The sequence below is a fragment of the Bradyrhizobium sp. SZCCT0148 genome, from assembly GCF_018129985.1.
Classification (GTDB): Bacteria; Pseudomonadota; Alphaproteobacteria; order Rhizobiales; family Xanthobacteraceae; genus Bradyrhizobium; species Bradyrhizobium japonicum_H.
In genome coordinates this window covers 145,292-166,914 of record NZ_JAFCKT010000009.1, presented here as the reverse complement: position 1 = coordinate 166,914, position 21,623 = coordinate 145,292, and the positions used below count along the sequence as shown (strand labels likewise).

Annotated in this window: 22 protein-coding genes and 1 tRNA gene; 18 read left to right on the top strand and 5 right to left on the bottom strand. The window is 63.9% G+C overall.

Annotation, left to right across the window (positions count from 1 at the left end):
- Positions 1 to 38: 38 nt before the first annotated feature.
- Positions 39 to 401 carry a hypothetical protein gene (locus JQ580_RS24530; protein ID WP_212282757.1) on the bottom strand — a complete coding sequence of 121 codons (363 nt, stop codon included), beginning with the start codon at positions 399 to 401 and terminating at the stop codon, positions 39 to 41.
- 51 nt (positions 402 to 452) lie between these two features.
- Between JQ580_RS24530 and JQ580_RS24525 the strand changes: the two genes are divergently transcribed.
- Both JQ580_RS24525 and JQ580_RS24520 read left to right on the top strand, forming a co-directional pair.
- The gene (locus JQ580_RS24525) at positions 453 to 830 is read left to right on the top strand and encodes a hypothetical protein (RefSeq protein WP_212282756.1); all 378 of its coding nucleotides are present in this window, start codon (positions 453 to 455) and stop codon (positions 828 to 830) included.
- Positions 831 to 1,103: 273 nt separating this feature from the next.
- Positions 1,104 to 1,994 (top strand): hypothetical protein, encoded by an 891-nt coding sequence (locus JQ580_RS24520; RefSeq protein ID WP_212282755.1) that lies wholly within the window; start codon positions 1,104 to 1,106, stop codon positions 1,992 to 1,994.
- 54 nt (positions 1,995 to 2,048) lie between these two features.
- On the opposite strand, the gene pepT is transcribed toward JQ580_RS24520, so the two are convergent.
- The 4 genes from pepT to JQ580_RS24500 all read right to left on the bottom strand — a co-directional run bounded on the left by pepT (position 2,049) and on the right by JQ580_RS24500 (position 4,388).
- Positions 2,049 to 3,299 carry a peptidase T gene (gene pepT, locus JQ580_RS24515; RefSeq protein WP_212282754.1) on the bottom strand — a complete coding sequence of 417 codons (1,251 nt, stop codon included), beginning with the start codon at positions 3,297 to 3,299 and terminating at the stop codon, positions 2,049 to 2,051.
- Positions 3,300 to 3,400: 101 nt separating this feature from the next.
- Entirely contained in the window at positions 3,401 to 3,745 is a 345-nt protein-coding gene (locus JQ580_RS24510) for an HU family DNA-binding protein (RefSeq protein WP_212282753.1), read from the bottom strand.
- 204 nt (positions 3,746 to 3,949) lie between these two features.
- Positions 3,950 to 4,026 (bottom strand) — tRNA-Asp (locus JQ580_RS24505).
- A gap of 158 nt (positions 4,027 to 4,184) precedes the next feature.
- Positions 4,185 to 4,388 carry a hypothetical protein gene (locus JQ580_RS24500; protein WP_063194782.1) on the bottom strand — a complete coding sequence of 68 codons (204 nt, stop codon included), beginning with the start codon at positions 4,386 to 4,388 and terminating at the stop codon, positions 4,185 to 4,187.
- 274 nt (positions 4,389 to 4,662) lie between these two features.
- Between JQ580_RS24500 and JQ580_RS24495 the strand changes: the two genes are divergently transcribed.
- The 16 genes from JQ580_RS24495 to JQ580_RS24420 all read left to right on the top strand — a co-directional run bounded on the left by JQ580_RS24495 (position 4,663) and on the right by JQ580_RS24420 (position 21,615).
- On the top strand, positions 4,663 to 6,918 hold the full coding sequence (locus JQ580_RS24495; RefSeq protein ID WP_212282850.1) for a TonB-dependent siderophore receptor: 2,256 nt from the start codon (positions 4,663 to 4,665) through the stop codon (positions 6,916 to 6,918).
- Between the two features lie 561 nt (positions 6,919 to 7,479).
- Positions 7,480 to 7,845 carry an NADH-quinone oxidoreductase subunit A gene (locus JQ580_RS24490; protein WP_007603535.1) on the top strand — a complete coding sequence of 122 codons (366 nt, stop codon included), beginning with the start codon at positions 7,480 to 7,482 and terminating at the stop codon, positions 7,843 to 7,845.
- Entirely contained in the window at positions 7,842 to 8,423 is a 582-nt protein-coding gene (locus JQ580_RS24485) for a NuoB/complex I 20 kDa subunit family protein (protein WP_212282849.1), read from the top strand. Before JQ580_RS24490 ends, JQ580_RS24485 begins: the two co-directional genes overlap by 4 nt.
- An 11-nt stretch (positions 8,424 to 8,434) precedes the next feature.
- Positions 8,435 to 9,049 (top strand): NADH-quinone oxidoreductase subunit C, encoded by a 615-nt coding sequence (locus JQ580_RS24480; protein ID WP_212282752.1) that lies wholly within the window; start codon positions 8,435 to 8,437, stop codon positions 9,047 to 9,049.
- A gap of 2 nt (positions 9,050 to 9,051) precedes the next feature.
- Positions 9,052 to 10,248 (top strand): NADH-quinone oxidoreductase subunit D, encoded by a 1,197-nt coding sequence (locus JQ580_RS24475; RefSeq protein WP_212282751.1) that lies wholly within the window; start codon positions 9,052 to 9,054, stop codon positions 10,246 to 10,248.
- Complete coding sequence (locus JQ580_RS24470) at positions 10,248 to 11,213, top strand: FkbM family methyltransferase (protein WP_212282848.1); 966 nt, start codon at positions 10,248 to 10,250, stop codon at positions 11,211 to 11,213. Before JQ580_RS24475 ends, JQ580_RS24470 begins: the two co-directional genes overlap by 1 nt.
- A gap of 12 nt (positions 11,214 to 11,225) precedes the next feature.
- Positions 11,226 to 11,837 carry an NADH-quinone oxidoreductase subunit NuoE gene (nuoE, locus tag JQ580_RS24465; protein ID WP_094977666.1) on the top strand — a complete coding sequence of 204 codons (612 nt, stop codon included), beginning with the start codon at positions 11,226 to 11,228 and terminating at the stop codon, positions 11,835 to 11,837.
- Complete coding sequence (locus JQ580_RS24460; protein WP_094977667.1) at positions 11,837 to 12,037, top strand: hypothetical protein; 201 nt, start codon at positions 11,837 to 11,839, stop codon at positions 12,035 to 12,037. Before nuoE ends, JQ580_RS24460 begins: the two co-directional genes overlap by 1 nt.
- Before the next feature lie 15 nt (positions 12,038 to 12,052).
- On the top strand, positions 12,053 to 13,378 hold the full coding sequence (gene nuoF / locus JQ580_RS24455; protein WP_212282750.1) for an NADH-quinone oxidoreductase subunit NuoF: 1,326 nt from the start codon (positions 12,053 to 12,055) through the stop codon (positions 13,376 to 13,378).
- Positions 13,379 to 13,383: 5 nt separating this feature from the next.
- Entirely contained in the window at positions 13,384 to 15,459 is a 2,076-nt protein-coding gene (nuoG, locus tag JQ580_RS24450) for an NADH-quinone oxidoreductase subunit NuoG (RefSeq protein WP_212282749.1), read from the top strand.
- Between the two features lie 6 nt (positions 15,460 to 15,465).
- Positions 15,466 to 16,533, top strand: coding sequence for an NADH-quinone oxidoreductase subunit NuoH (gene nuoH / locus JQ580_RS24445; RefSeq protein ID WP_094891751.1), 1,068 nt, complete (start codon positions 15,466 to 15,468; stop codon positions 16,531 to 16,533).
- A gap of 8 nt (positions 16,534 to 16,541) precedes the next feature.
- Positions 16,542 to 17,036 carry an NADH-quinone oxidoreductase subunit NuoI gene (gene nuoI / locus JQ580_RS24440; RefSeq protein ID WP_191093171.1) on the top strand — a complete coding sequence of 165 codons (495 nt, stop codon included), beginning with the start codon at positions 16,542 to 16,544 and terminating at the stop codon, positions 17,034 to 17,036.
- A gap of 9 nt (positions 17,037 to 17,045) precedes the next feature.
- A complete protein-coding gene (locus JQ580_RS24435; protein ID WP_212282748.1) occupies positions 17,046 to 17,684 on the top strand; it encodes an NADH-quinone oxidoreductase subunit J in 639 nt (212 codons plus the stop codon).
- A complete protein-coding gene (gene nuoK, locus JQ580_RS24430; RefSeq protein WP_008547737.1) occupies positions 17,681 to 17,989 on the top strand; it encodes an NADH-quinone oxidoreductase subunit NuoK in 309 nt (102 codons plus the stop codon). The genes JQ580_RS24435 and nuoK overlap by 4 nt, the downstream gene beginning before the upstream one ends.
- Before the next feature lie 8 nt (positions 17,990 to 17,997).
- Complete coding sequence (gene nuoL / locus JQ580_RS24425; RefSeq protein WP_212282747.1) at positions 17,998 to 20,106, top strand: NADH-quinone oxidoreductase subunit L; 2,109 nt, start codon at positions 17,998 to 18,000, stop codon at positions 20,104 to 20,106.
- Positions 20,107 to 21,615: an NADH-quinone oxidoreductase subunit M gene (locus tag JQ580_RS24420; RefSeq protein WP_212282746.1), complete on the top strand. Its 1,509-nt coding sequence runs from the start codon at positions 20,107 to 20,109 to the stop codon at positions 21,613 to 21,615. It begins immediately after the preceding gene.
- Positions 21,616 to 21,623 lie beyond the last annotated feature (8 nt).

Below are 21,623 nucleotides of genomic sequence, written 5' to 3'. Positions count from 1 at the left end.
GATGAATTTAATGGGCGCTGGGCGCCCGACCAATCCGTTCAAGCAACAGGTTTAGGAGGGGGAGAGTCGGTATCGGGGACAATTCCGGCGAGCCGGAGTGCATGTTGCGGGCGCGAGGGCGACAGAAGTGCGATCGATGCGGCCGAGAGCGCCGGCTGCGACATGGCAACAGAGAAGCAGCCATGGCAATGATGTCCGCCGATCGCCTTGTGGTCACTGTGGCCGGCGGGGCCATCAAGGACCGCGGCGATCTCCGAGCCGCCGGCCGGCGTGGTGACATCGATGTCGTGCGAGCCATGCAGCACGCCCGCGAGCAGGTAGACGACGGCGATCAGCACGGACAGCAGCCCGCGCCATGTGCGCCGGCGGCAAGTTCCTGAGGGCTGGCGGTTTGCTGGCACGTCGTCACTCTGGTTGCGGTCTATGCCCGGCCTAGCATGAGGGCGGGAATAGTGTCGACCCGCAACATTGTTACGTCCCTTGAAGAATTGCCGCAGTGCCGGCCGAAACGGCGGCGCGTCTTATTGGCGCGTGATCAGTGCCGGTTGAGCGTCGGCTGCCGCTTCGGAGGCGACCTGTGGACCATCGCCGGTGTTGGCGGCTTCTGCCGAGACAATCGCGCATCGGCCGGCTTCCATGGCCCGCTCCAGCCATTTGATGGCTTCATCGATCCATCTGTCGTGCTGCTCGGGATCGGCAATCGCCTTCTCCCGGAAGGCATCTGCCTGATGAAGGCACGCTGTTCTGCGATCCACGCGGCTCTCCCCGATCCGGAGGTTCCGCCCCGGTCCGCATCCTCGATGATCGCGGAGCCGGTGTCGCTAACATAGGACACGAAGCGCAAGAACAAAGGCCCCAGCCGGGCTTAACCGGCCGAGGCCTTCGCGCTCACAATCTTCATCCTTGGGACTTGCACCGAAAACGCGCTGTCGGCCCATTCGTTCCAGCCCTCTCGTCCAATTTGGAACGTTCCGCACGCTTGGTGATTAGCGAGGAGGAACATTGAGGAGGACGGACCATGGATGGACTGATTTATCTGATCGGCTTGATCGTCGTGGTCATGGCTATTCTGTCGTTCTTCGGCCTGCGTTGAGAGAGCCGAGATGACGATTGAAACTGTCATGCGGGAAGAAATCATGGAAGGCGGCCTGGAGGCCGACGGGGGCCGGACCGTTCAGTGGAGTTCGGTGTTCGCAGGCGCGCTTGCCGCCGGCGCCATGTCTTTCATCCTGATCGGGTTTGGCGTCGCGGTCGGCCTCGGCGTCAGCTCGGCGTCGCCGACCTGGCGGGATTCCTCCGCCGCGCTGGCCCTGCTGTCAGGGCTTTATCTGATCATCCAGGCGATCATCAGCTTCGGCTTCGGCGGGTACATCGCCGGCCGGACAACGCGGCCGGTGCCCGCGTTGACGACGATCGAGGACGACGCCGAGAGGCGGGACGGCCTTCATGGGCTGACGTCCTGGGCGCTGGCAGTGCTGTTCGGCGCCGCCATCCTTGCCATGCTTGGCGCATCTGCCATCGACCGTTCGCCGATGCGAAGCTCGGCCAGCAATACGTCCGCCGCCGAGCCGCTGTTGAGCTACGAGTTGGACAAGCTGTTCCGCGCGACGCGCCGACCGCCGAATACCGATATTCGGGAGGTTCGCGCCGAGGCCGGACGCATTTTGATGACGTCGTCGAGCCATAACGGGGTCAGTACCGACGATCGGGTTTACCTGATCCAGCAGGTGGCGGGCCTCACGGGGCTGGCGGCGCCCGACTCCGAGCGTCGCGTGGATGCAGTGATCGCGGACGCGAAGACGGCCATCAATCGCGCGCGGCGCAACTCGATCATCGTTGCGTTCTCGGTCGCGGCGGCGACCCTGATTGGAGCCGTGGTGGCGTGGGCGGCGGCAGTCGCCGGTGGGCGGCACCGCGACGGTGCGCCGTTGCCCAACTGGATGGCGAGTTCGAATCGCTTCCACCGCACGCCGCGCGCAATGCCGGTGCCGTAGACCTCCAAGCAAATGGCCGGGCGCAAGCCCGGCCATTTTTCGATTGCGGAGGCCTTAAGCTTTCTCTTCCCAGATCATCGCGAGGTGCACGATGGTCTGCACGGCTTTCTCCATGTCCTGCCGGCTGACCCATTCAAGCCGCGAGTGAAACGCGTGCTCGCCGGCAAAAATGTTGGGGCAGGGCAGGCCCATGAAGGACAGGCGCGAGCCGTCGGTGCCGCCGCGGATCGCGGTGCGCATCGGGCGCAAGCCGGCACGGCGGATTGCCTCGATGGCATATTCGAGCACATGCGGGTGACGGTCGATCACCTGCTTCATGTTGCGGTACTGCTCCTTCACCTCGAACGTGTAGGTTGAGCGCGGATAGTCCTTCATCACGTCCTTGACGATCGTCTCGAGCAGGACTTCCTTTTCCTTCAGCCCTTCCTCGGTGAAGTCGCGCACGATGAAGGAGAGCTTTGCCTGCTCCAGCGCGCCCTCAATGCCGATCGGATGAAGAAAGCCCTGCTTGCCCGAGGTCGTCTCCGGCGAGCAGCCTTCCTTCGGCAGCCGCTCGACGATCGCCGCTGCGATCTTGATCGCGTGCTCCATCTTGCCCTTGGCGTAACCGGGATGGGCACTGACGCCGTTGATGGTGATGGTGGCCCCGTCGGCCGAGAAGGTCTCGTCCTCGACGCAGCCGGCGCTCTCGCCGTCCATGGTGTAGCCGAAATCGGCACCGAGCTTCTTGATGTCGACATTGTCGACGCCGCGGCCGATCTCCTCATCTGGCGTGAACAGGATCTTGATGGTGCCGTGCTTCAATTCGGGGTTGTTGATGAAGAAATGCGCGGCATCCATGATCTCGGCGACGCCCGCCTTGTTGTCGGCCCCCAACAGCGTGGTGCCGTCGGTGGTGATGATGTCGTTGCCGATCTGGTTCTTCAGCGCCGGGTGTTCGGCGAAGCGGATGACCTGGCTGGTGTCGCCCGGCAGCGTGATGTCGCCGCCGCGATAGTTCGTCCAGACCTGCGGCTTGACGTCCTTGCCGGTGACGTCGGGCGAGGTGTCCATGTGCGAGCAGAAGCAGATCACCGGCACCTTCTTGATCGTATTGGCCGGGATCGTTCCATAGACGTAGCCGTAATCGTCGAGATGCGCGTCGGCGACGCCGATGGCTTTCAGCTCGGCGGCCAGCACGCGGCCGAGATCCTTCTGCTTCTCGGTCGAGGGCGAGTGAGGGGATTCCGGATCGGACTGGGTGTCGATGGTGACGTAGCGCAGGAAGCGCTCGGTCACGGTATGCGAAAAGGTGAGGGAGGACATTTCTGGTCAAACCGCCGGGGTCAGGGGAGCAGCCGGTATACCAGAAAAGCTGGCCGCGTTGCGGCAGCCGGGCATGGGATCAGGCTTAACGAAAGGTAGCCTCAGATCGCCTCTTTCAGTTCCTTGACAGGACGGAAGGTGACCTTCTTGCTGGCCTTGATGTGGATCGGCTCCCCGGTGGCGGGATTGCGGCCGGTGCGGGCGGCGCGCTTGCGGACCTGGAGGATGCCCAAGCCAACGATGCGGACCCGATCGCCCTTCCTGAGGTGCTTGGCGATCAGGTCGACCATGTCGGTCAGGACGGCCTCGGCGCGCTTTTTCGACAGGTCCTGGCTCTCGGCGATGTCGGCGGCGAGGTGCTTGAGCGTGATGGTGGCGGGAGCGGCTGCCTTCTTCGCCGAGTCCTTCTTGGCCGCATCCCTTTTAGCCGAATCCTTCTTAGACATGGCTGGCCTCCTTGGTCCAATGACAGGGAATCCCCGGAAAAAGCCGAGAATGCGTGGGAATCCCTCTAAGTCCTTTGAGACCTAGACGATTCGGGCGCGGGCCGACACCGCCGCAGGTCCCCGGCCGGACGGACGTCGCCCACGGCGCGGTGCTATCGCAAGAGGTCGGGAGTTTGAGCTAAGGCTTTGATGGGGTTGCCAAAATGGCGCGAGAGACGGGGCTCGAACCCGCGACCTCCGGCGTGACAGGCCGGCGCTCTAACCAACTGAGCTACTCCCGCGTGGTTCGCTCGATGCGCGCGGAACGAGGGGGGAATTAAAGGCGGGGCTGGGTGAAGTCAAGGACGTTGCGTTGGCACGGTGCATCTCGGCTAAGTATTGCTCCGGAAAATGAAAAGGCCGCCCGGAGGCGGCCATTGGTCAGCCCGGATAGATCGTCTCAGCGAATCTCGGATGTCCCCGCGCTCGTCACCACCACCGGCTTGCCGGCCTTGATCACGTGGGTGGACTGGGCGGTCTGGCTGTAATCGGCATTGGTGCGGGCTGCGATCCCGAAGCCGGCAACCATGATGCCAGCCACCAGCGCCACCACCACGATCTTCAGGTGGGTCGCACGATCAGCAGAGTGGATTGAGTGGTTCATCTGAGCCTCCCGACGGGCTTTGCCGCCGTCTATGGCTCTGTCTTAAGGAGCATCTGTTTCCGGATCGTTTCGCGGGTTCCGCAAAATGGTTTCATCTTGCCCTCCGGCTGTTTCGCCCCCGGGGACGTTGGAGCGCCTCTAAGAACGCCTCTAAGAGGCTTTCAATTAGCGAAATCGTGCGCCTCTGCATAAGCCTCTCCCCGATGCAGCCGTCACGGGACTGACGGCATGACGCATGCAGTCTTGTTTGGGGTGGCGCGTGAACAGTCTTGGAATGCTGCGGTCGGCCGTGCTGGCGACTGCGTCCGCTTGGATTTTGCTGCCGGAGGCATCGCTTGCACAATCTGCCCCGCAGGGTGGCGCAACGAGCCTGGCGCCGGTGACCGTCACCGCACCGGACGCGCGCCGCCGCGCCGCCACGAGCCCCCAGCGCCGCGTACCGCGCTCGTCGGAGCAGACCGCCAACCGGAACAGGCCGCAGCCGCAGCGCAATGTCGGCTTCGTCGAAACGCCGCGCGGCCCCGTGAATGGCTACGTTGCGGGCCGCAGCTCGTCCGGCACCAAGACCAACACGCCGATCCTGCAGACACCGCAATCGGTGTCGGTCATCGGCGCCGAGCAGATCCGCGACCAGAAGCCGAACAAGCTCGACGAGGTGCTGCGCTACACCGCCGGCGTGCGGGCAGGGACCTTCGGCACGGACACCCGCAACGACTGGTGGCTGATCCGCGGCTTCAAGTCCGAGGACATCGGGTTATTCCTCGACGGCATGCAGCTGTTCTACACTTCCTATGCGAGCTGGAAGCTGCAGACGCCGAACATGGAGCGGGTCGAGGTGCTGCGCGGGCCGTCCGCGGTGCTCTATGGCGGATCGAGCCCGAGCGGCATCATCAACGTCATCAGCAAGCTGCCGCCGGCCGAGCCGATCCGCTACGTCGAGACCGGTGTCAACAATTTCGGCAACGCCTATGTCAGCTTCGATTTCGGCGGGCCGGTCGCGACGAGCCCAGAGACCGGCAAGCTGTTCGCCCGCGTGGTCGGCCAGGTCCAGAACGGCGGCACACAGGTCAACTTCACGCCTGACAACAACTACTTCATCGCACCGTCATTCACCTGGAAGCCGGATGCCGACACGAGCTTCACGGTGCTGGCCTCGGCCTCGAAGCAGGACACCCGCGGCATCAACTTCCTGCCCTATCAGGGCACGGTGACGAACGCGCCGTTCGGCAAGATTCCGACCAGCTTCTTCGTCGGCGATCCCAGCGTCGACAAGTTCACGCGCGAGCAGGAGATGCTCGGCTATCAGTTCGCGCGCAATCTCACCGAGGACCTGACGTTCCGTCAGAATGCCCGCTTTGCGCATGTCGACATCACCTACCGCGGCTACGTCGGCAACGATTGGGCCAACGTCAACACGGCCACGCTCAACCGGTACAATTGGTATGCGAAGAACACCGCCAATCAGGCCAATCTCGACAACCAGCTCGAGTATCGCTTCGACACCGGCCCGGTGAAGCACACGATGCTGTTCGGGGTCGATCTGAAGGGCTACCAGATCGACGACTATCAGGCCTTCGGCTTCGGCGTGTCCTCGATCAACGTCTTCAATCCCTCCTATGGCGCGGCGGAGGTTCCGCTTCCGAGCGCCCCGTTCCGGAATTTCCTGATCACCCAGAAACAGGCCGGGACCTATCTTCAGGACCAGATGAAGCTCGGCAATCTCACGCTGGTGCTGAGCGGCCGCAACGATTGGGTCGAGACGACGCAGGACGCGCGTGACACCGGCGCCACCGTCGGCAGCCGGCAGGACAGCAAGTTCAGCGGCCGCGCCGGGCTGATCTACAATTTCGACAACGGCATCGCGCCCTATGTCTCCTACTCGACGAGCTACAATCCGATCATCGGCCTCAACGCCCAGAACCAGCTGTTCCTGCCGGAGACCGGCAAGCAGGCTGAAATCGGCGTGAAGGTCGCGCCAAAAGGCTTCGACGGTTATTTCACGGTCGCGGCTTTCGACCTGGTCCGCCAGAACGTCGCAACGACGTTGCCGGGCAGCGTTCCTGTCCTGCAGAACCAGACGGGCGAGGTGACGTCGCGCGGTATCGAACTCGAAGCTGTGGCCAATGCCACCAAGGAGCTGAAGTTCATCGGCTCCTTCACGGCCTATCATCTCTTCAACAGCCGGGATCTCGATCCGTCGCTGGTCGGCAAGACGCCGACCAACACGCCTGAGCTGCTGGTCTCGGGCTGGGCCGACTACACGTTCAAGGACGGGCCGCTGGAAGGCTTCGGTTTCGGCGGTGGGGTTCGCTACATCGGCGCGTCCTGGGCCGACACTGCCAATACCCTTGAGGTTCCCGCGGTGGTGCTCGGTGATCTCGCTGTTCATTACGAATGGCAGAACTGGCGGACCGCGCTCAACGTGATCAACCTGACCGACAAGGTCTATGTCGCGAGTTGCGCCTCCGCCACGTCCTGCTTCTACGGCGACCGCCGGCGCATCACCGCCAGCGTTTCCTACAAATGGTGAGGACGGGCGAGGGCGGCGACATCACGGGCGGCTGATCCTCCGCCACGAGATAGATGAGCATCCGGGCCATGCCCCCCAGCCCGAAGCTCATCCGGGCGCGGCGTGTGCGACGGCCCTCCACGTCGCCGCCGCCGCGCTCGCGACCGATCGGGCTGCAAGATATCGCAGGAGGCGGGGGCTCGGCCTCGTGTGATGCATGGCTCGTGCTCACGTTGCCTGTGGATAGGCCTCTCGGAGCGGCTCGGGGCTCGTTTGGCCGGATTGCCGCCGACCGAGGCCTATCCTCCTTGTAATGTGGATTTTGCTGCGGCGCGGCCTACATGAGGTGGGCTTTCCCAACGACGGACGTCACTGCCGCGAGCGCGGACCGCCCTTGCTGGGTTTGCCGATCTGCTCCATACCAGCGCGGGGTGATTCCGGGATTTTCATCGTGCTGGGGGCGGCAAAGGGCCTAAAAAGAGCGTGTCTTGCGCCCATTGGTGCACTGCGCTAAGGCTCAGAATAATTCCAAATCGGACGAATCCGTGGCTGTCCCGAGGCTGCGGGAAAAAGGGCTCGCCAATGAGCGGCATTCTGCAGAACTATCTTCCACTCGTCGTCTTCATAGGGGTAGCGGGCCTCATCGGCCTGGTGCTGCTGATCGCGCCCTTCATCGTGGCGTTCCAGCAGCCGGATCCGGAAAAACTGTCGGCGTATGAGTGCGGTTTCAACGCCTTCGACGACGCGCGCATGAAGTTCGACGTGCGCTTCTACCTGGTCGCCATCCTCTTCATCATCTTCGACCTCGAGGTGGCGTTCCTGTTTCCCTGGGCGGTGGCGTTCGGCAAGCTTGGCGCGACCGGCTTCTGGTCCATGGTGGTGTTCCTCGGCGTTCTGACGGTCGGGTTCGCCTATGAATGGAAGAAGGGAGCACTGGAATGGGATTGACCCCCGCGCCGTCCACAGGCCCGGCGATCGCGCCGGCCCCCAAGGGCATCCTGGATCCGTCGACCGGCCGGCCGGTCGGAGCCAATGATCCGTTCTTCCTCGAGGTCAACTCGGAGCTGTCCGACAAGGGCTTCTTCGTTGCCGCAACCGACGACCTCATCACCTGGGCCCGTACCGGCTCGCTGATGTGGATGACCTTCGGTCTCGCCTGTTGTGCGGTCGAGATGATGCAGGTGTCGATGCCGCGCTACGACGTCGAGCGCTTCGGCTTCGCGCCCCGTGCCTCGCCGCGCCAGTCCGACGTGATGATCGTCGCGGGCACCCTGACCAACAAGATGGCGCCTGCGCTGCGCAAGGTCTACGACCAGATGCCCGAGCCGCGCTACGTCATCTCGATGGGCTCCTGCGCGAATGGCGGCGGCTATTATCACTATTCCTACTCGGTCGTGCGCGGCTGCGACCGCATCGTGCCGATCGACATCTATGTGCCGGGCTGCCCGCCCACGGCGGAAGCGCTGCTCTACGGCGTGCTGCTGCTGCAGAAGAAGATCCGCCGCACCGGCACCATCGAACGCTAAGGTTTTACGTGATGGACGACGCCAAGCTCGACGCCCTGGGGCAGACGATCGTTAGTGCGCTTCCGGGCGCCGCGATCGGTCATTCGGTGGCCTTCAACCAGCTCACCGTCGATGTCGAGGTGAGCAAGATCGTCGAGGTGGTCAAGTACCTCCGCGACGATCCGAGCTGTCGTTTCATCAACTTCACCGACATCACGGCCGCGGATTATCCGTCGCGCGAGAAGCGCTTCGACGTGATCTATCACTTCCTGTCACCGACCCTGAACGCGCGGATCCGGCTCAAGGCGCAGGCCGACGAGACCACCCAGGTGCCATCGCTGATCGAGGTGTTCCCCGGCGCCGACTGGTTCGAGCGCGAGGCCTATGACCTCTATGGCGTGTTCTTCGTCGGCCATCCCGACATGCGGCGCATCCTCACGGACTACGGTTTCGAGGGGCATCCGCTGCGCAAGGATTTCCCGACCACCGGTTTCGTCGAGGTCCGCTACGACGACCAGGAGAAGCGGGTGGTGTACGAGCCCGTCCGGCTCAACCAAGAATTCCGCAAGTTCGACTTTTTGTCTCCGTGGGAGGGAGCCGATTATCCGGTCCTTCCGGGTGATGAAAAAGCGGGACCGAAGGTCTGATCATGAACGAGCAACCCGAAAACCTTCGCAACTTCACCATCAACTTCGGGCCGCAGCATCCAGCGGCCCACGGTGTGTTGCGTCTCGTGCTCGAATTGGATGGCGAGGTCGTCGCGCGTGTCGACCCCCATATCGGCCTGCTGCATCGTGGCACCGAGAAGCTGATCGAGCAAAAGACCTATCTGCAGGCGATCCCGTATTTCGACCGGCTCGATTACGTCGCGCCGATGAACCAGGAGCACGCCTTCTGCATGGCGGCCGAGAAGCTGCTCGGCATCGAGGTGCCGCGCCGCGGCCAGCTCATCCGCGTGCTCTATTGCGAGATCGGCCGCATCCTGTCGCATCTGCTCAACGTCACCACGCAGGCGATGGACGTCGGCGCGCTGACCCCGCCGCTGTGGGGCTTCGAAGAGCGCGAAAAGCTGATGGTGTTCTACGAGCGCGCTTCGGGCAGCCGTATGCACGCAGCTTTCTTCCGCGTCGGCGGCGTCCATCAGGATCTGCCGCAGAAGCTGGTCGACGACATCGAGGCCTGGTGCGATCCGTTCCTCAAGGTGGTGGACGATCTCGACCGGCTCCTCACCGCCAACCGCATCTTCAAGCAGCGCAACGTCGACATCGGCGTGGTGCCGCTCAAGGAAGCCTGGGAGTGGGGCTTCTCGGGCGTGATGGTGCGCGGCTCGGGCGCGGCCTGGGACCTACGCAAGTCGCAGCCCTATGAATGCTACGCCGAGATGGATTTCGACATTCCGATCGGCAAGAACGGCGACTGCTACGACCGCTATCTGATCCGCATGGAAGAGATGCGCCAATCCGTGCGCATCATGCGGCAGTGCATCCAGAAGCTGAACGCGCCCGAGGGCAAGGGGCCGGTGGTCGTCGAGGACAACAAGGTCGCGCCGCCGCGCCGGGGCGAGATGAAGCGCTCGATGGAAGCGCTGATCCACCACTTCAAGCTCTACACCGAAGGCGTCCACGTGCCCGCCGGCGAGGTCTACGCCGCGGTCGAGGCGCCCAAGGGCGAGTTCGGCGTCTATCTGATCTCCGACGGCACCAACAAGCCCTACAAGTGCAAGATCCGCGCGCCGGGCTTTGCGCATTTGCAGGCGATGGATCACATCTGCCGCGGCCATCTGCTCGCCGACGTCTCCGCCATCCTCGGCTCGCTCGACATCGTGTTCGGAGAGGTCGATCGGTGATGGGGCAGCAGGCGCCAATCCAGTTTGACCGCGCCTCGGGGGCCCTCGAAGGGGCCAACCTGTGGGAGCGGACGGCTGCCTTGGCGCTGGTGACGGGATCGAAGATCTCCTCGCATTTCTCGCACATGGGCTACATCGCCTGCGCGAATTTGCTGCGGAAGACGCTGCCGGAGCGCAACATCGCGATCCGGCTCAATCCCGACGCCGTGTTCGAATTCCCTTATGGCGATGGCTATTGGAGCAAGCTGCTCAATCGGTCCTACCATTACGAGGACGAGCTCGAGCTGCTGTTCGCCGATAGCGTCGACGTCGACTACACGCTGCTCGATTGCGGCGCCAATTACGGCTATTGGTCCGTGCTGGTGTCGAGCAGGCCGTTCGGCTCGCACAAGGCGATCGCGATCGAGCCGTCGGGGCAGAACTACCCGAAGCTCGCCAACAACGCCCGCGTCAACGGCGACCGCTTCGAGACCATGAAATGCGCGATCGGCGCCAGCCGCGGCACCGCGCGTCTGTCGGGCACCAAGCACGAAGCCTTCAGCATCGCCGGCGCTCCCTCCGCGGGCGGCGAGGAGGTGCCGGTCATCGCACTCGACAATCTGATCGAGGACGGCAAGGTGGCGAGCGCCGGCAAGTACCTGATCAAGCTCGACGTCGAGGGCGTCGAGATCGAGGCGATCAAGGGCGGCGCGCGGCTGCTCCAGGCCGACAGCGTCATCATGTGCGAGGAGCACGGCAGCGACCGCTCCCATGCAGTGTCGCGCTTCATCCTCGAACAGACCCCGCTGAAGCTGATCGTGTTTGATCCGCGCAGCAACCGGATGGAGACCGTGACCGAGCTGTCGATCCTCGACCGCATCAAGGTCTCGACCCACGTCGGCTACAACGTTTTCGGCACCGCAAGCGCATTTTGGCAGGACAGGATCGAAGCCCTGAATGCGAAAACTGCGCGCCGCATGCAGTGAGAGATTGAAGAGATGTCCGTTCGCCGATTAGCACCGAAGGAAGTTCAGCCCGCGAGCTTTGCGTTCACGGAGGAAAACCTCGCTTTCGCCAAGCAGCAGATCGCGAAATACCCGGCCGGCCGCCAGGCCTCCGCCGTCATCGCCATTCTCTGGCGCGCGCAGGAGCAGCACGACGGCTGGGTCTCGGAAGCCGCGATCCGCGTCATCGCCGACATGCTCGACATGCCCTATATCCGCGTGCTGGAAGTCGCGACCTTCTACACGATGTTCCAGCTCGCCCCCGTCGGCAAGAAGGCCCACGTCCAGGTCTGCGGCACCACGCCGTGCCGGCTGCGGGGCGCCGAGGATCTGATCCACGTCTGCGAGCACCGCATCCATCACGAGCCCTTCCATCTGTCCAAGGACGGCAATTTCAGCTGGGAGGAGGTCGAGTGCCTCGGCGCCTGCGTGAACGCGCCGATGGTCATGATCGGCAAGGACACCTATGAGGACCTGACCAAGGAAAGCTTCGGCAAGGTGCTCGACGGTTTCGCTTCGGGCAATCCGCCTAAGCCCGGCCCGCAGAACGGCCGCCAGTTCTCGGCGCCGATGGGCGGGCCGACCACGCTGAAGGAGAGCACCTGATGGGTGATCTCCCCGCAATTGGAGGGAACGGGGCCGTGAAGAAATGGGGCTTCGTCGCCATGCACGCCGCGGTCGCGGCCGCCTTCATGTTCCTGCTGCAGCGTTTCATCATGAACGCGACGCAGGAGACCAGTCTGCTCTGGGCGCTGATCTTCGCCGTCTGCGCCGCCGGACTTGCCTACAAGCAGTCCATTCGTTGATCGGAAAGCACTGATATGCTCGAGGACAAGGACCGCATCTTCAAGAACCTCTACGGCCTCCATGATTGGGGGCTCGAGGGTGCGCGGCGCCGCGGCGCCTGGGATGGCACCAAGACCATCATCGACAAGGGCCGCGACTGGATCATCAACGAGATGAAGGCCTCCGGCCTGCGCGGCCGCGGCGGCGCCGGCTTCCCGACCGGCCTGAAATGGTCCTTCATGCCGAAGGAATCCACCGACGGCCGTCCGAGCTATCTCGTCGTCAACGCCGACGAATCTGAGCCGGGCACCTGCAAGGATCGCGAGATCATGCGGCACGATCCGCATCTCCTGATCGAGGGCTGCCTGATCGCGAGCTGCGCGATGAATGCGCATGCCTGCTACATCTATGTCCGCGGCGAATTCATCCGCGAGCGCGAGCATCTCCAGGCCGCGATCGACCAGGCCTATGAGGCCAAGCTCGTCGGCAAGGACAACGTCAACGGCTGGCCGTTCGACATCTACGTCGCCCACGGCGCCGGCGCCTACATCTGCGGCGAGGAAACCGCGCTGCTCGAAAGCCTCGAGGGCAAGAAGGGCCAACCGCGGCTGAAGCCGCCGTTCCCGGCCAATGTCGGCCTGTTCGGCTGCCCGACCACCGTCAACAACGTCGAATCCATCGCGGTCGCCCCGGACATCCTGCGCCGCGGCGCGGGCTGGTTCGCCGGCATCGGTCGTCCCAACAACGTCGGCACCAAGCTGTTCTGCATCTCCGGTCATGTCGAGCGGCCCTGCAACGTCGAAGAGGCCATGGGCATTCCGTTCCGGGAGCTGATCGACAAGCATTGCGGCGGCATCCGCGGCGGCTGGGACAACCTCAAGGCCGTGATCCCCGGCGGCTCGTCGGTGCGCATGGTGCCGGCCGAGCAGATCATCGACACGCCGATGGACTTCGACAGCCTCAGCAAGCTGCGCTCGGGCCTCGGCACCGCGGCCGTGATCGTGATGGACAAGTCGACCGATCTGATCCGCGCGATCGCCCGCATCTCCTATTTCTACAAGCATGAGAGCTGCGGCCAGTGCACGCCGTGCCGCGAGGGCACGGGCTGGATGTGGCGCGTGCTCACCCGCATGGCCGAAGGCCGCGCCCACAAGCGCGAAATCGACATGCTGCTCGAAGTCACCAAGCAGGTCGAAGGCCACACCATCTGCGCGCTCGGCGACGCCGCGGCATGGCCGATCCAGGGCCTGATCGCGCATTTCCGTCACGAGATCGAAGCGCGCATCGACCAGTATTCGCACAAGTCCGACATCGACGATATCGGCGTCCGCGATCCCGTGAACATGGTCGCGGCGGAGTAAGAGACATGACCAAGCTCATCATCGACGGCAAAGAGATCGATGTCCCCGCCGAATACACGCTGCTTCAGGCATGCGAGGCGGCTGGTGCCGAGATTCCGCGCTTCTGCTACCATGAGCGGCTGTCGATCGCCGGCAATTGCCGGATGTGCCTCGTCGAGGTGAAGGGCGGCCCGAAGCCGGTCGCGAGCTGCGCCTGGGGCGTGCGCGACTGCCGTCCGGGTCCCAAGGGCGAACCGCCGGAGATCTCGACGCGTTCGCCGATGGTGAAGAAGGCACGCGAAGGCGTGATGGAGTTCCTTCTGATCAACCATCCACTGGACTGCCCGATCTGCGACCAGGGCGGCGAGTGCGATCTGCAGGACCAGGCGATGGGCTATGGTGTCGACACCAGCCGCTTCGCCGAGAACAAGCGCGCGGTCGAGGACAAATATCTCGGCGCGCTGGTCAAGACCTCGATGAACCGCTGCATCCAGTGCACGCGCTGTGTCCGCTTCTCGGCGGAAGTCGCAGGTGCGCCCGAGATGGGCGCCACGGGCCGCGGCGAGGACATGGAGATCACGACCTATCTCGAGCACGCGCTGACCTCTGAATTGCAGGGCAATCTCGTCGACATCTGCCCGGTCGGCGCGCTGACCTCGAAGCCTTACGCGTTTGCCGCGCGCCCGTGGGAGCTCGGCAAGACCCAGTCGATCGACGTCATGGACGGCGTCGGGTCTGCGATCCGCGTCGACACCCGCGGCCGTGAAGTGATGCGCGTGCTGCCGCGCATCAACGAGGCCGTGAACGAGGAGTGGATCTCCGACAAGACCCGTCACATCGTCGACGGCCTGCGCACCCAGCGGCTCGATCGGCCCTATATCCGCGAAGCCGGCAAGCTGCGCGCGGCGAGCTGGCAGGAGGCCTTTGCCGCGATCGCTGCGAAAGCGGCGCGCACCGACGGCAAGCGCATGGGCGCGATCGCCGGCGACCTTGCCGGCGTCGAGGAGATGTTCGCGCTGAAGGATCTGCTCGCCAAGTTCGGTTCGAACAATCTGGCGGTCCAGGGCGGCGACGCCTTCGATCCCGCGCTCGGCCGCGGCTCCTACATCTTCAACCCGACGCTGGCCGGCGTCGAGCAGGCGGACGCGCTGCTCATCATCGGCGCGAACCCGCGGAAAGAGGCGGCCGTGTTCAACGCCCGTATCCGCAAGCGCTGGCGCGCCGGCGGCTTCAAGGTCGGCGTGATCGGCGCCAAGGCCGATCTGACCTATGACTATGATCACCTCGGCGCAGGCACCGAGACCCTCGGTGAACTCGCGGCCGGCAAGCACTCCTTCATGGACGTGCTGAAGAACGCCAAGAACCCGATCATCCTGGTCGGCGCGGGCGCGGCCTCGCGTCACGACGGGGCCGCCATTCTCGCCAGCGCCGCCAAGCTCGCGCTCGATGTCGGCGCTCTCAAGGACGGCTGGACAGGCTTTGGCGTGCTGCACGAGAGCGCTTCGCGCGTCGGAGCGCTCGACATCGGCTTCTCCGCAACCGGCGGGGGCTTGAACGCCGCGCAGATGACGACGTTCGGCACGCTGGACTTGCTGTTCCTGCTCGGTGCCGACGAGATCAGCGCGCCTGACGGCACCTTCGTCGTCTATATCGGCACCCACGGTGACCGCGGTGCACACCGCGCCGACGTCATCCTGCCCGCTGCCGCCTACACCGAGAAGTCCGCGATCTATGTCAACACCGAAGGCCGGGTGCAGATGACGGGACGCGCCGCTTTCCCGCCGGGCGAAGCCCGCGAGGACTGGGCGATCATCCGAGCGCTGTCGGAGGCGCTCGGCAAGAAGCTCGGCTACGACTCGCTTGCGGCGCTGCGCCAGGCGATCTTCAAGGCCGTGCCCCATTTGATCCGTCTCGACCAGATCGAGGCCGGCTCGGCTGACCAGATCAAGAAGCTGGCGGGGAAGGGCGGTTCGCCCGAGAAGGCGCCGTTCAAGCCGCGGATCGAGGACTTCTATTTGACCAACCCAATCGCGCGTGCGTCCGCCGTGATGGCGGAATGTTCGCGGCTTGCCTCCGGGCAGATGCTGACCGCAGCGGAGTGAGCTAGAATGGAATTTTTCGAAAGCGCATTCTGGACCGGTTTCCTCTGGCCGCTGATCATCATGATCGCGGAGAGCGTCCTGGTGCTCGTCGTCCTGCTGATCGCGATCGCCTACATCCTGCTCGCCGACCGCAAGATCTGGGCGGCGGTGCAGATCCGGCGCGGCCCGAACGTGGTCGGCCCCTGGGGCCTGCTGCAATCCTTCGCGGACCTTTTGAAATTCGTGCTGAAGGAGCCGATCATCCCGGCCGGCGCCAACAAGGGCGTGTTCCTGCTGGCGCCGCTGGTGTCGTGCGTGCTTGCGCTTGCGGCCTGGGCGGTGATCCCGACCAATCTCGGCTGGGTCATCGCCGACATCAATGTCGGCATCCTCTTCATCTTCGCGATCTCGTCGCTGTCGATCTACGGCATCATCATGGCCGGCTGGTCGTCGAACTCGAAGTATCCGTTCCTGGCCGCGCTGCGCTCGGCGGCGCAGATGGTGTCCTACGAAGTCTCGATCGGCTTTGTCATCATCACGGTGCTGCTCTGCGCCGGCACGCTGAACCTGTCGGCCGTGGTCGAGGCCCAGCACGTCCGCGGGCTCGCCAGCCTGATCGGACTGCCGCAGCTGACCATCCTGAACTGGTACGTCTGGCCGCTGTTCCCGATGTTCGTGGTGTTCTACGTCTCGGCGCTGGCGGAGACCAACCGCCCGCCGTTCGACCTCGTGGAAGCTGAATCCGAGCTGGTTGCCGGCTTCATGGTCGAGTACGGCTCGACGCCGTATCTGCTGTTCATGCTCGGTGAGTATGTCGCGATCGTCACGATGTGCGCGATGGCGACGATCCTGTTCCTCGGAGGCTGGCTGCCGCCGGTCGACCTGCCGCCCTTCAACTGGGTGCCCGGGATCATCTGGTTCTCGCTCAAAGTCTTCTTCATGTTCTTCCTGTTCGCGATGGCAAAGGCGATCGTGCCGCGCTACCGCTACGATCAACTGATGCGCCTCGGCTGGAAGGTGTTCCTGCCTTTGTCGCTGGCGATGGTGATCGTTGTGGCCGGCGTGCTGCAGTTCGCCGGCATCGCGCCGAAGTGAGGGCCGTCATGGGTATCAACGTCAACGCCACTGCACGCTCGCTTCTGCTGTCGGAATTCGTCTCGGCGTTCTTCCTCGCCATGCGCTATTTCTTCCAGCCGAAGCCGACGCTGAACTATCCGTTCGAGAAGGGCCCGATCTCGCCGCGCTTCCGCGGCGAGCACGCGCTGCGCCGCTATCCGAACGGCGAAGAGCGCTGCATTGCCTGCAAGCTCTGCGAAGCCGTCTGCCCGGCGCAGGCCATCACCATCGAGGCCGGCCCGCGCCGCAACGACGGCACCCGCCGCACCGTGCGCTACGACATCGACATGGTGAAGTGCATCTATTGCGGCCTCTGCCAGGAGGCCTGTCCTGTGGACGCCATCGTCGAGGGTCCGAACTTCGAGTTCGCGACCGAGACCCGCGAGGAACTGTTCTATGACAAGGCCAAGCTGCTCGCCAACGGCGACCGCTGGGAACGCGAGATCGCGAAAGCGATCGAGCTCGACGCGCCGTACCGGTGAGGTGAGGGCATGATCCTTCCCGCGCTGTTCTTCTATATCTTCGCCGGCGTCTGCGTCGCCTCGGCCGTGATGGTGATTGTCTCGCGCAATCCCGTGCACTCCGTGCTGTACCTGATCCTGGCGTTCGTCAACGCCTCCGGCCTGTTCGTGCTGATGGGCGCCGAATTCCTCGGCATGATGCTGATCGTCGTCTATGTCGGCGCGGTCGCGGTCCTGTTCCTGTTCGTGATCATGATGCTCGACGTGGATTTCGTCGAGCTGCGCGAGGGCTTCATCCAGTACCTGCCGGTGGGCTTGGTGATCGGCGGCATCTTCCTGTTCGAATTGCTGCTGACCGTCGGCGCCTGGATCATCAACCCGACCGTGAGCAAGACCATCACGGCACCGATTCCGACCAACGTCTCGAATACCGAGGCGCTCGGCCTCGTGCTCTATACGAAGTACATCCACTACTTCCAGCTCTCGGGCATGGTGCTTCTGGTGGCCATGATCGGCGCCATCGTGCTGACGCTGCGCCACAAGGCGAGCGTGAAGCGGCAGGACATCAACGTTCAGAACGCGCGCACGCCTGACATGGCGATGGCGATGCGCAAGGTGGCGCCGGGGCAGGGGCTCCAGGACTCTGACGCTGCGGAGTGGGTGAAATGACGATCGGGCTTGGGCACTATCTGGCAGTCGGCGCGATCCTGTTCACGCTCGGCATCCTCGGCATCTTCCTGAACCGCAAGAACATCATCGTCATCCTGATGTCGATCGAGCTGATCCTGCTCTCGGTCAACATCAACCTCGTGGCATTCTCGACCTTCCTCGGCGACATCGTCGGCCAGGTCTTCGCGCTTCTGGTGCTCACTGTCGCGGCTGCCGAAGCCGCGATCGGTCTCGCCATCCTGGTGGTCTATTTCCGCAACCGCGGCTCGATCGCGGTTGAGGACGTCAATCTGATGAAGGGCTGAGCTCTCAAATGGTTCAGGCAATCGTTTTTCTGCCTCTGCTGGGCGCCGTTCTGGCCGGGCTGATCGCGCTGTTCGGCGCGCATGCCCGCAACCCCTCGGGCGACGAGCTCGATCATCACGGCGACCACGGTCATGGCGCGCACGCCCATGCGTCCGACACGATCAATCAGGATGCCTCCGTCATCCACGAGAGCCATCACGACGACGCCGGTGGTCACGACGATCACGGCCATGGTCCGGTCGAGCCGCCGGCGGCGGGCTCGCGCGGCGCCGAGCTGATCACCACGGCGCTGCTGTTCGTGTCGGCTGCGCTGTCCTGGATGACCCTGGTCGACGTCGGCTTCATGCACCACGACATCAGGATTCCGCTGCTGCCGTGGATCGTGTCCGGCGACCTCCAGGTCTACTGGACGCTGCGCGTCGACACGCTCACCGCCGTGATGCTGGTCGTGGTGACGACTGTGTCCTCGCTCGTGCACCTCTATTCCATCGGCTACATGGACGAGGATCCGAACCGGCCGCGCTTCTTCGGCTATCTGAGCCTGTTCACCTTCGCCATGCTGATGCTGGTGACCGCCGACAACCTCGTGCAGCTGTTCTTCGGCTGGGAGGGCGTGGGTCTGGCCAGCTACCTGCTGATCGGCTTCTGGTATCAGAAGCCCTCGGCGAACGCGGCTGCGATCAAGGCCTTCGTGGTCAACCGCGTCGGCGACTTCGGTTTTGCGCTCGGCATCTTCGCGATCTTCCTGCTGGCCGGCTCGACCGATTTCGAGACGATCTTCCACGCTGCGCCCGGCCTGACCGGCAAGACCATCGACTTCCTCGGCTGGCACGCCGACGCGTTGACCTTGACCTGCCTGCTGCTGTTCATGGGCGCGATGGGCAAGTCGGCGCAGTTCCTGCTGCACACCTGGTTGCCGGACGCGATGGAAGGCCCGACGCCCGTGTCGGCGCTGATCCACGCCGCGACCATGGTCACCGCCGGCGTCTTCATGGTGGCGCGCCTGTCGCCGCTGTTCGAACTTGCCCCGAACGCGCAGGCTGTCGTGATGTTCTTCGGCGCGACCACCGCGTTCTTCGCGGCGACGATCGGCCTCGTGCAGAACGACATCAAGCGCATCGTCGCCTATTCGACCTGTTCGCAGCTCGGCTACATGTTCGTGGCGATGGGGGCGGGGGCCTATTCGGTCGGCATGTTCCACCTGTTCACGCACGCCTTCTTCAAGGCGCTGCTGTTCTTGGGCAGCGGCTCGGTGATCTACGCGATGCACCATGAGCAGGACATCCGCAACATGGGCGGCCTCTGGAAGAAGATCCCCTACACCTACGCGGTGATGGTGGTCGGCACCCTGGCGCTGACGGGTTTCCCGCTCACGGCAGGCTACTTCTCCAAGGACGCGATCATCGAAGCGGCCTATGCCTCGCACAATCCGTTCGCGGCCTACGGCTTCCTGATGACGATCGTGGCCGCCGGCCTGACCTCGTTCTACTCCTGGCGCCTGATCTTCAAGACTTTCCACGGCGAGCCGCATGACGAGCATCACTATGAGGCCGCGCATGAAGCCCCGATCTGGATGCTGATCCCGATCGGCGTGCTTGCGGTCGGCTCGATCCTCGCCGGCTTCCCCTTCAAGGAGGTCTTCACCGGACATCACGGCGTCGAGGAGTTCTTCCGCGAGTCCCTGAAGATGAATCCGCACATCATCGAGGACATGCACCATATCCCCGAGCACATCGCCTTCCTGCCGACCGTGATGATGGTGCTGGGCTTCCTGGTGTCGTATCTGTTTTACATCCGCCGGCCCTATCTGCCGGTCGAACTCGCGAACACGCAGCCGATGCTCTACAAGTTCCTGCTCAACAAGTGGTACTTCGACGAGCTCTACGACATCATCTTCGTCCGTCCGGCGAAGTGGATCGGCTATCAGCTCTGGAAGAAGGGCGACGGCTTCATCATCGACGGGCTCGGTCCCGACGGCGTCTCGGCCCGCGTTCTGGACGTCACCCGCAACGTCGTGAAGATCCAGACCGGCTATCTCTATCACTACGCATTCGCCATGCTGATCGGTGCCGCCGGCCTGATCACCTGGTTCATGTTCGGCTTTGGAGGCCAGTAAATGATCACCTGGCCCATCCTATCGGTCACGACGTTCCTGCCGCTGGTCGGCGCGCTGATCGTCTATCTCAGCCGCGGCGATGACGAGGCCGCCCAGCGCAATTCGCGCTGGATCGCACTCTGGACCACGCTGATCACCTTCGCGGTGTCGGTGATCCTGGTCATGCGCTTCGACGCCGGCAATCCGGACTTCCAGTTCGTCGAGAAGGCGAACTGGCTCGCCACCGGCATCACCTACCACATGGGCGTCGACGGCATTTCGCTGCCGCTGGTGATCCTCACCACCGCCGTGATGCCGTTCTGCATCATCGCGAGCTGGAAGGCGATCACCAGACGCGTCCGCGAATACATGATGGCGTTCCTGATCCTGGAAACGCTGATGATCGGCACCTTCTCGGCGCTCGATCTGGTGCTGTTCTATCTGTTCTTCGAGGGCGGCCTGATCCCGATGTTCCTGATCATCGGCGTCTGGGGCGGTCCGCGCCGGGTCTACGCGTCGTTCAAGTTCTTCCTCTACACGCTGCTCGGCTCGGTCCTGATGCTGCTCGCCATCATGGCGCTGTACTGGAACGGCGGCACCACCGACATCCCGACGCTGATGCACACCGCCGTGCCGCGCAACTTGCAGACCTGGGCGTGGCTGGCCTTCTTCGCCTCGTTCGCGGTGAAGATGCCGATGTGGCCGGTGCACACCTGGTTGCCCGACGCGCATGTCGAGGCGCCGACGGCGGGCTCGGTGGTCCTGGCCGCGATCATGCTGAAGATGGGTGGCTACGGCTTCCTGCGCTTCTCGCTGCCGATGTTCCCGCTGGCCTCGCACGACTTCGCGCCGCTGATGTTCACGCTCTCGGCCATCGCCATCGTCTACACCTCGCTGGTGGCGCTGATGCAGGAGGACATGAAGAAGCTGATCGCGTACTCGTCGGTTGCGCATATGGGCTTCGTCACCATGGGCATCTTCGCCGGCACCATGCAGGGCGTCGCCGGCGGCGTGTTCCAGATGATCTCGCACGGCATCGTCTCCGGCGCGCTGTTCCTCTGCGTCGGCGTCGTCTACGACCGCCTGCACACCCGCGAGATCGCGGCCTATGGCGGCCTCGTCAACCGGATGCCGCTCTACGCGCTGACCTTCATGGTCTTCACCATGGCCAATGTCGGTCTGCCCGGTACCTCGGGCTTCGTCGGCGAGTTCATGACGCTGCTCGGCACCTTCAAGGTCTCGATCCCGACCGCGTTCTTCGCCACCTTCGGCGTGATCCTCTCGGCGGCCTACGCGCTGTGGCTCTACCGCAAGGTCGTGTTCGGAGCGCTGGTCAAGCCGTCGCTGGCGAGCATGAAGGATCTCACCTTCCGGGAGTGCCTGACGCTGTTCCCGATGATCGCGCTGACCATCCTGTTCGGCGTCTATCCGAAGCCGGTGCTCGACATGTCGGCCGCCTCGGTTCAGCAACTCGTCAACAACTACAACACCGCTGTGACGGCCGTGAAGGCCGCCGCACTGCTCCAGTGATCGGGCAG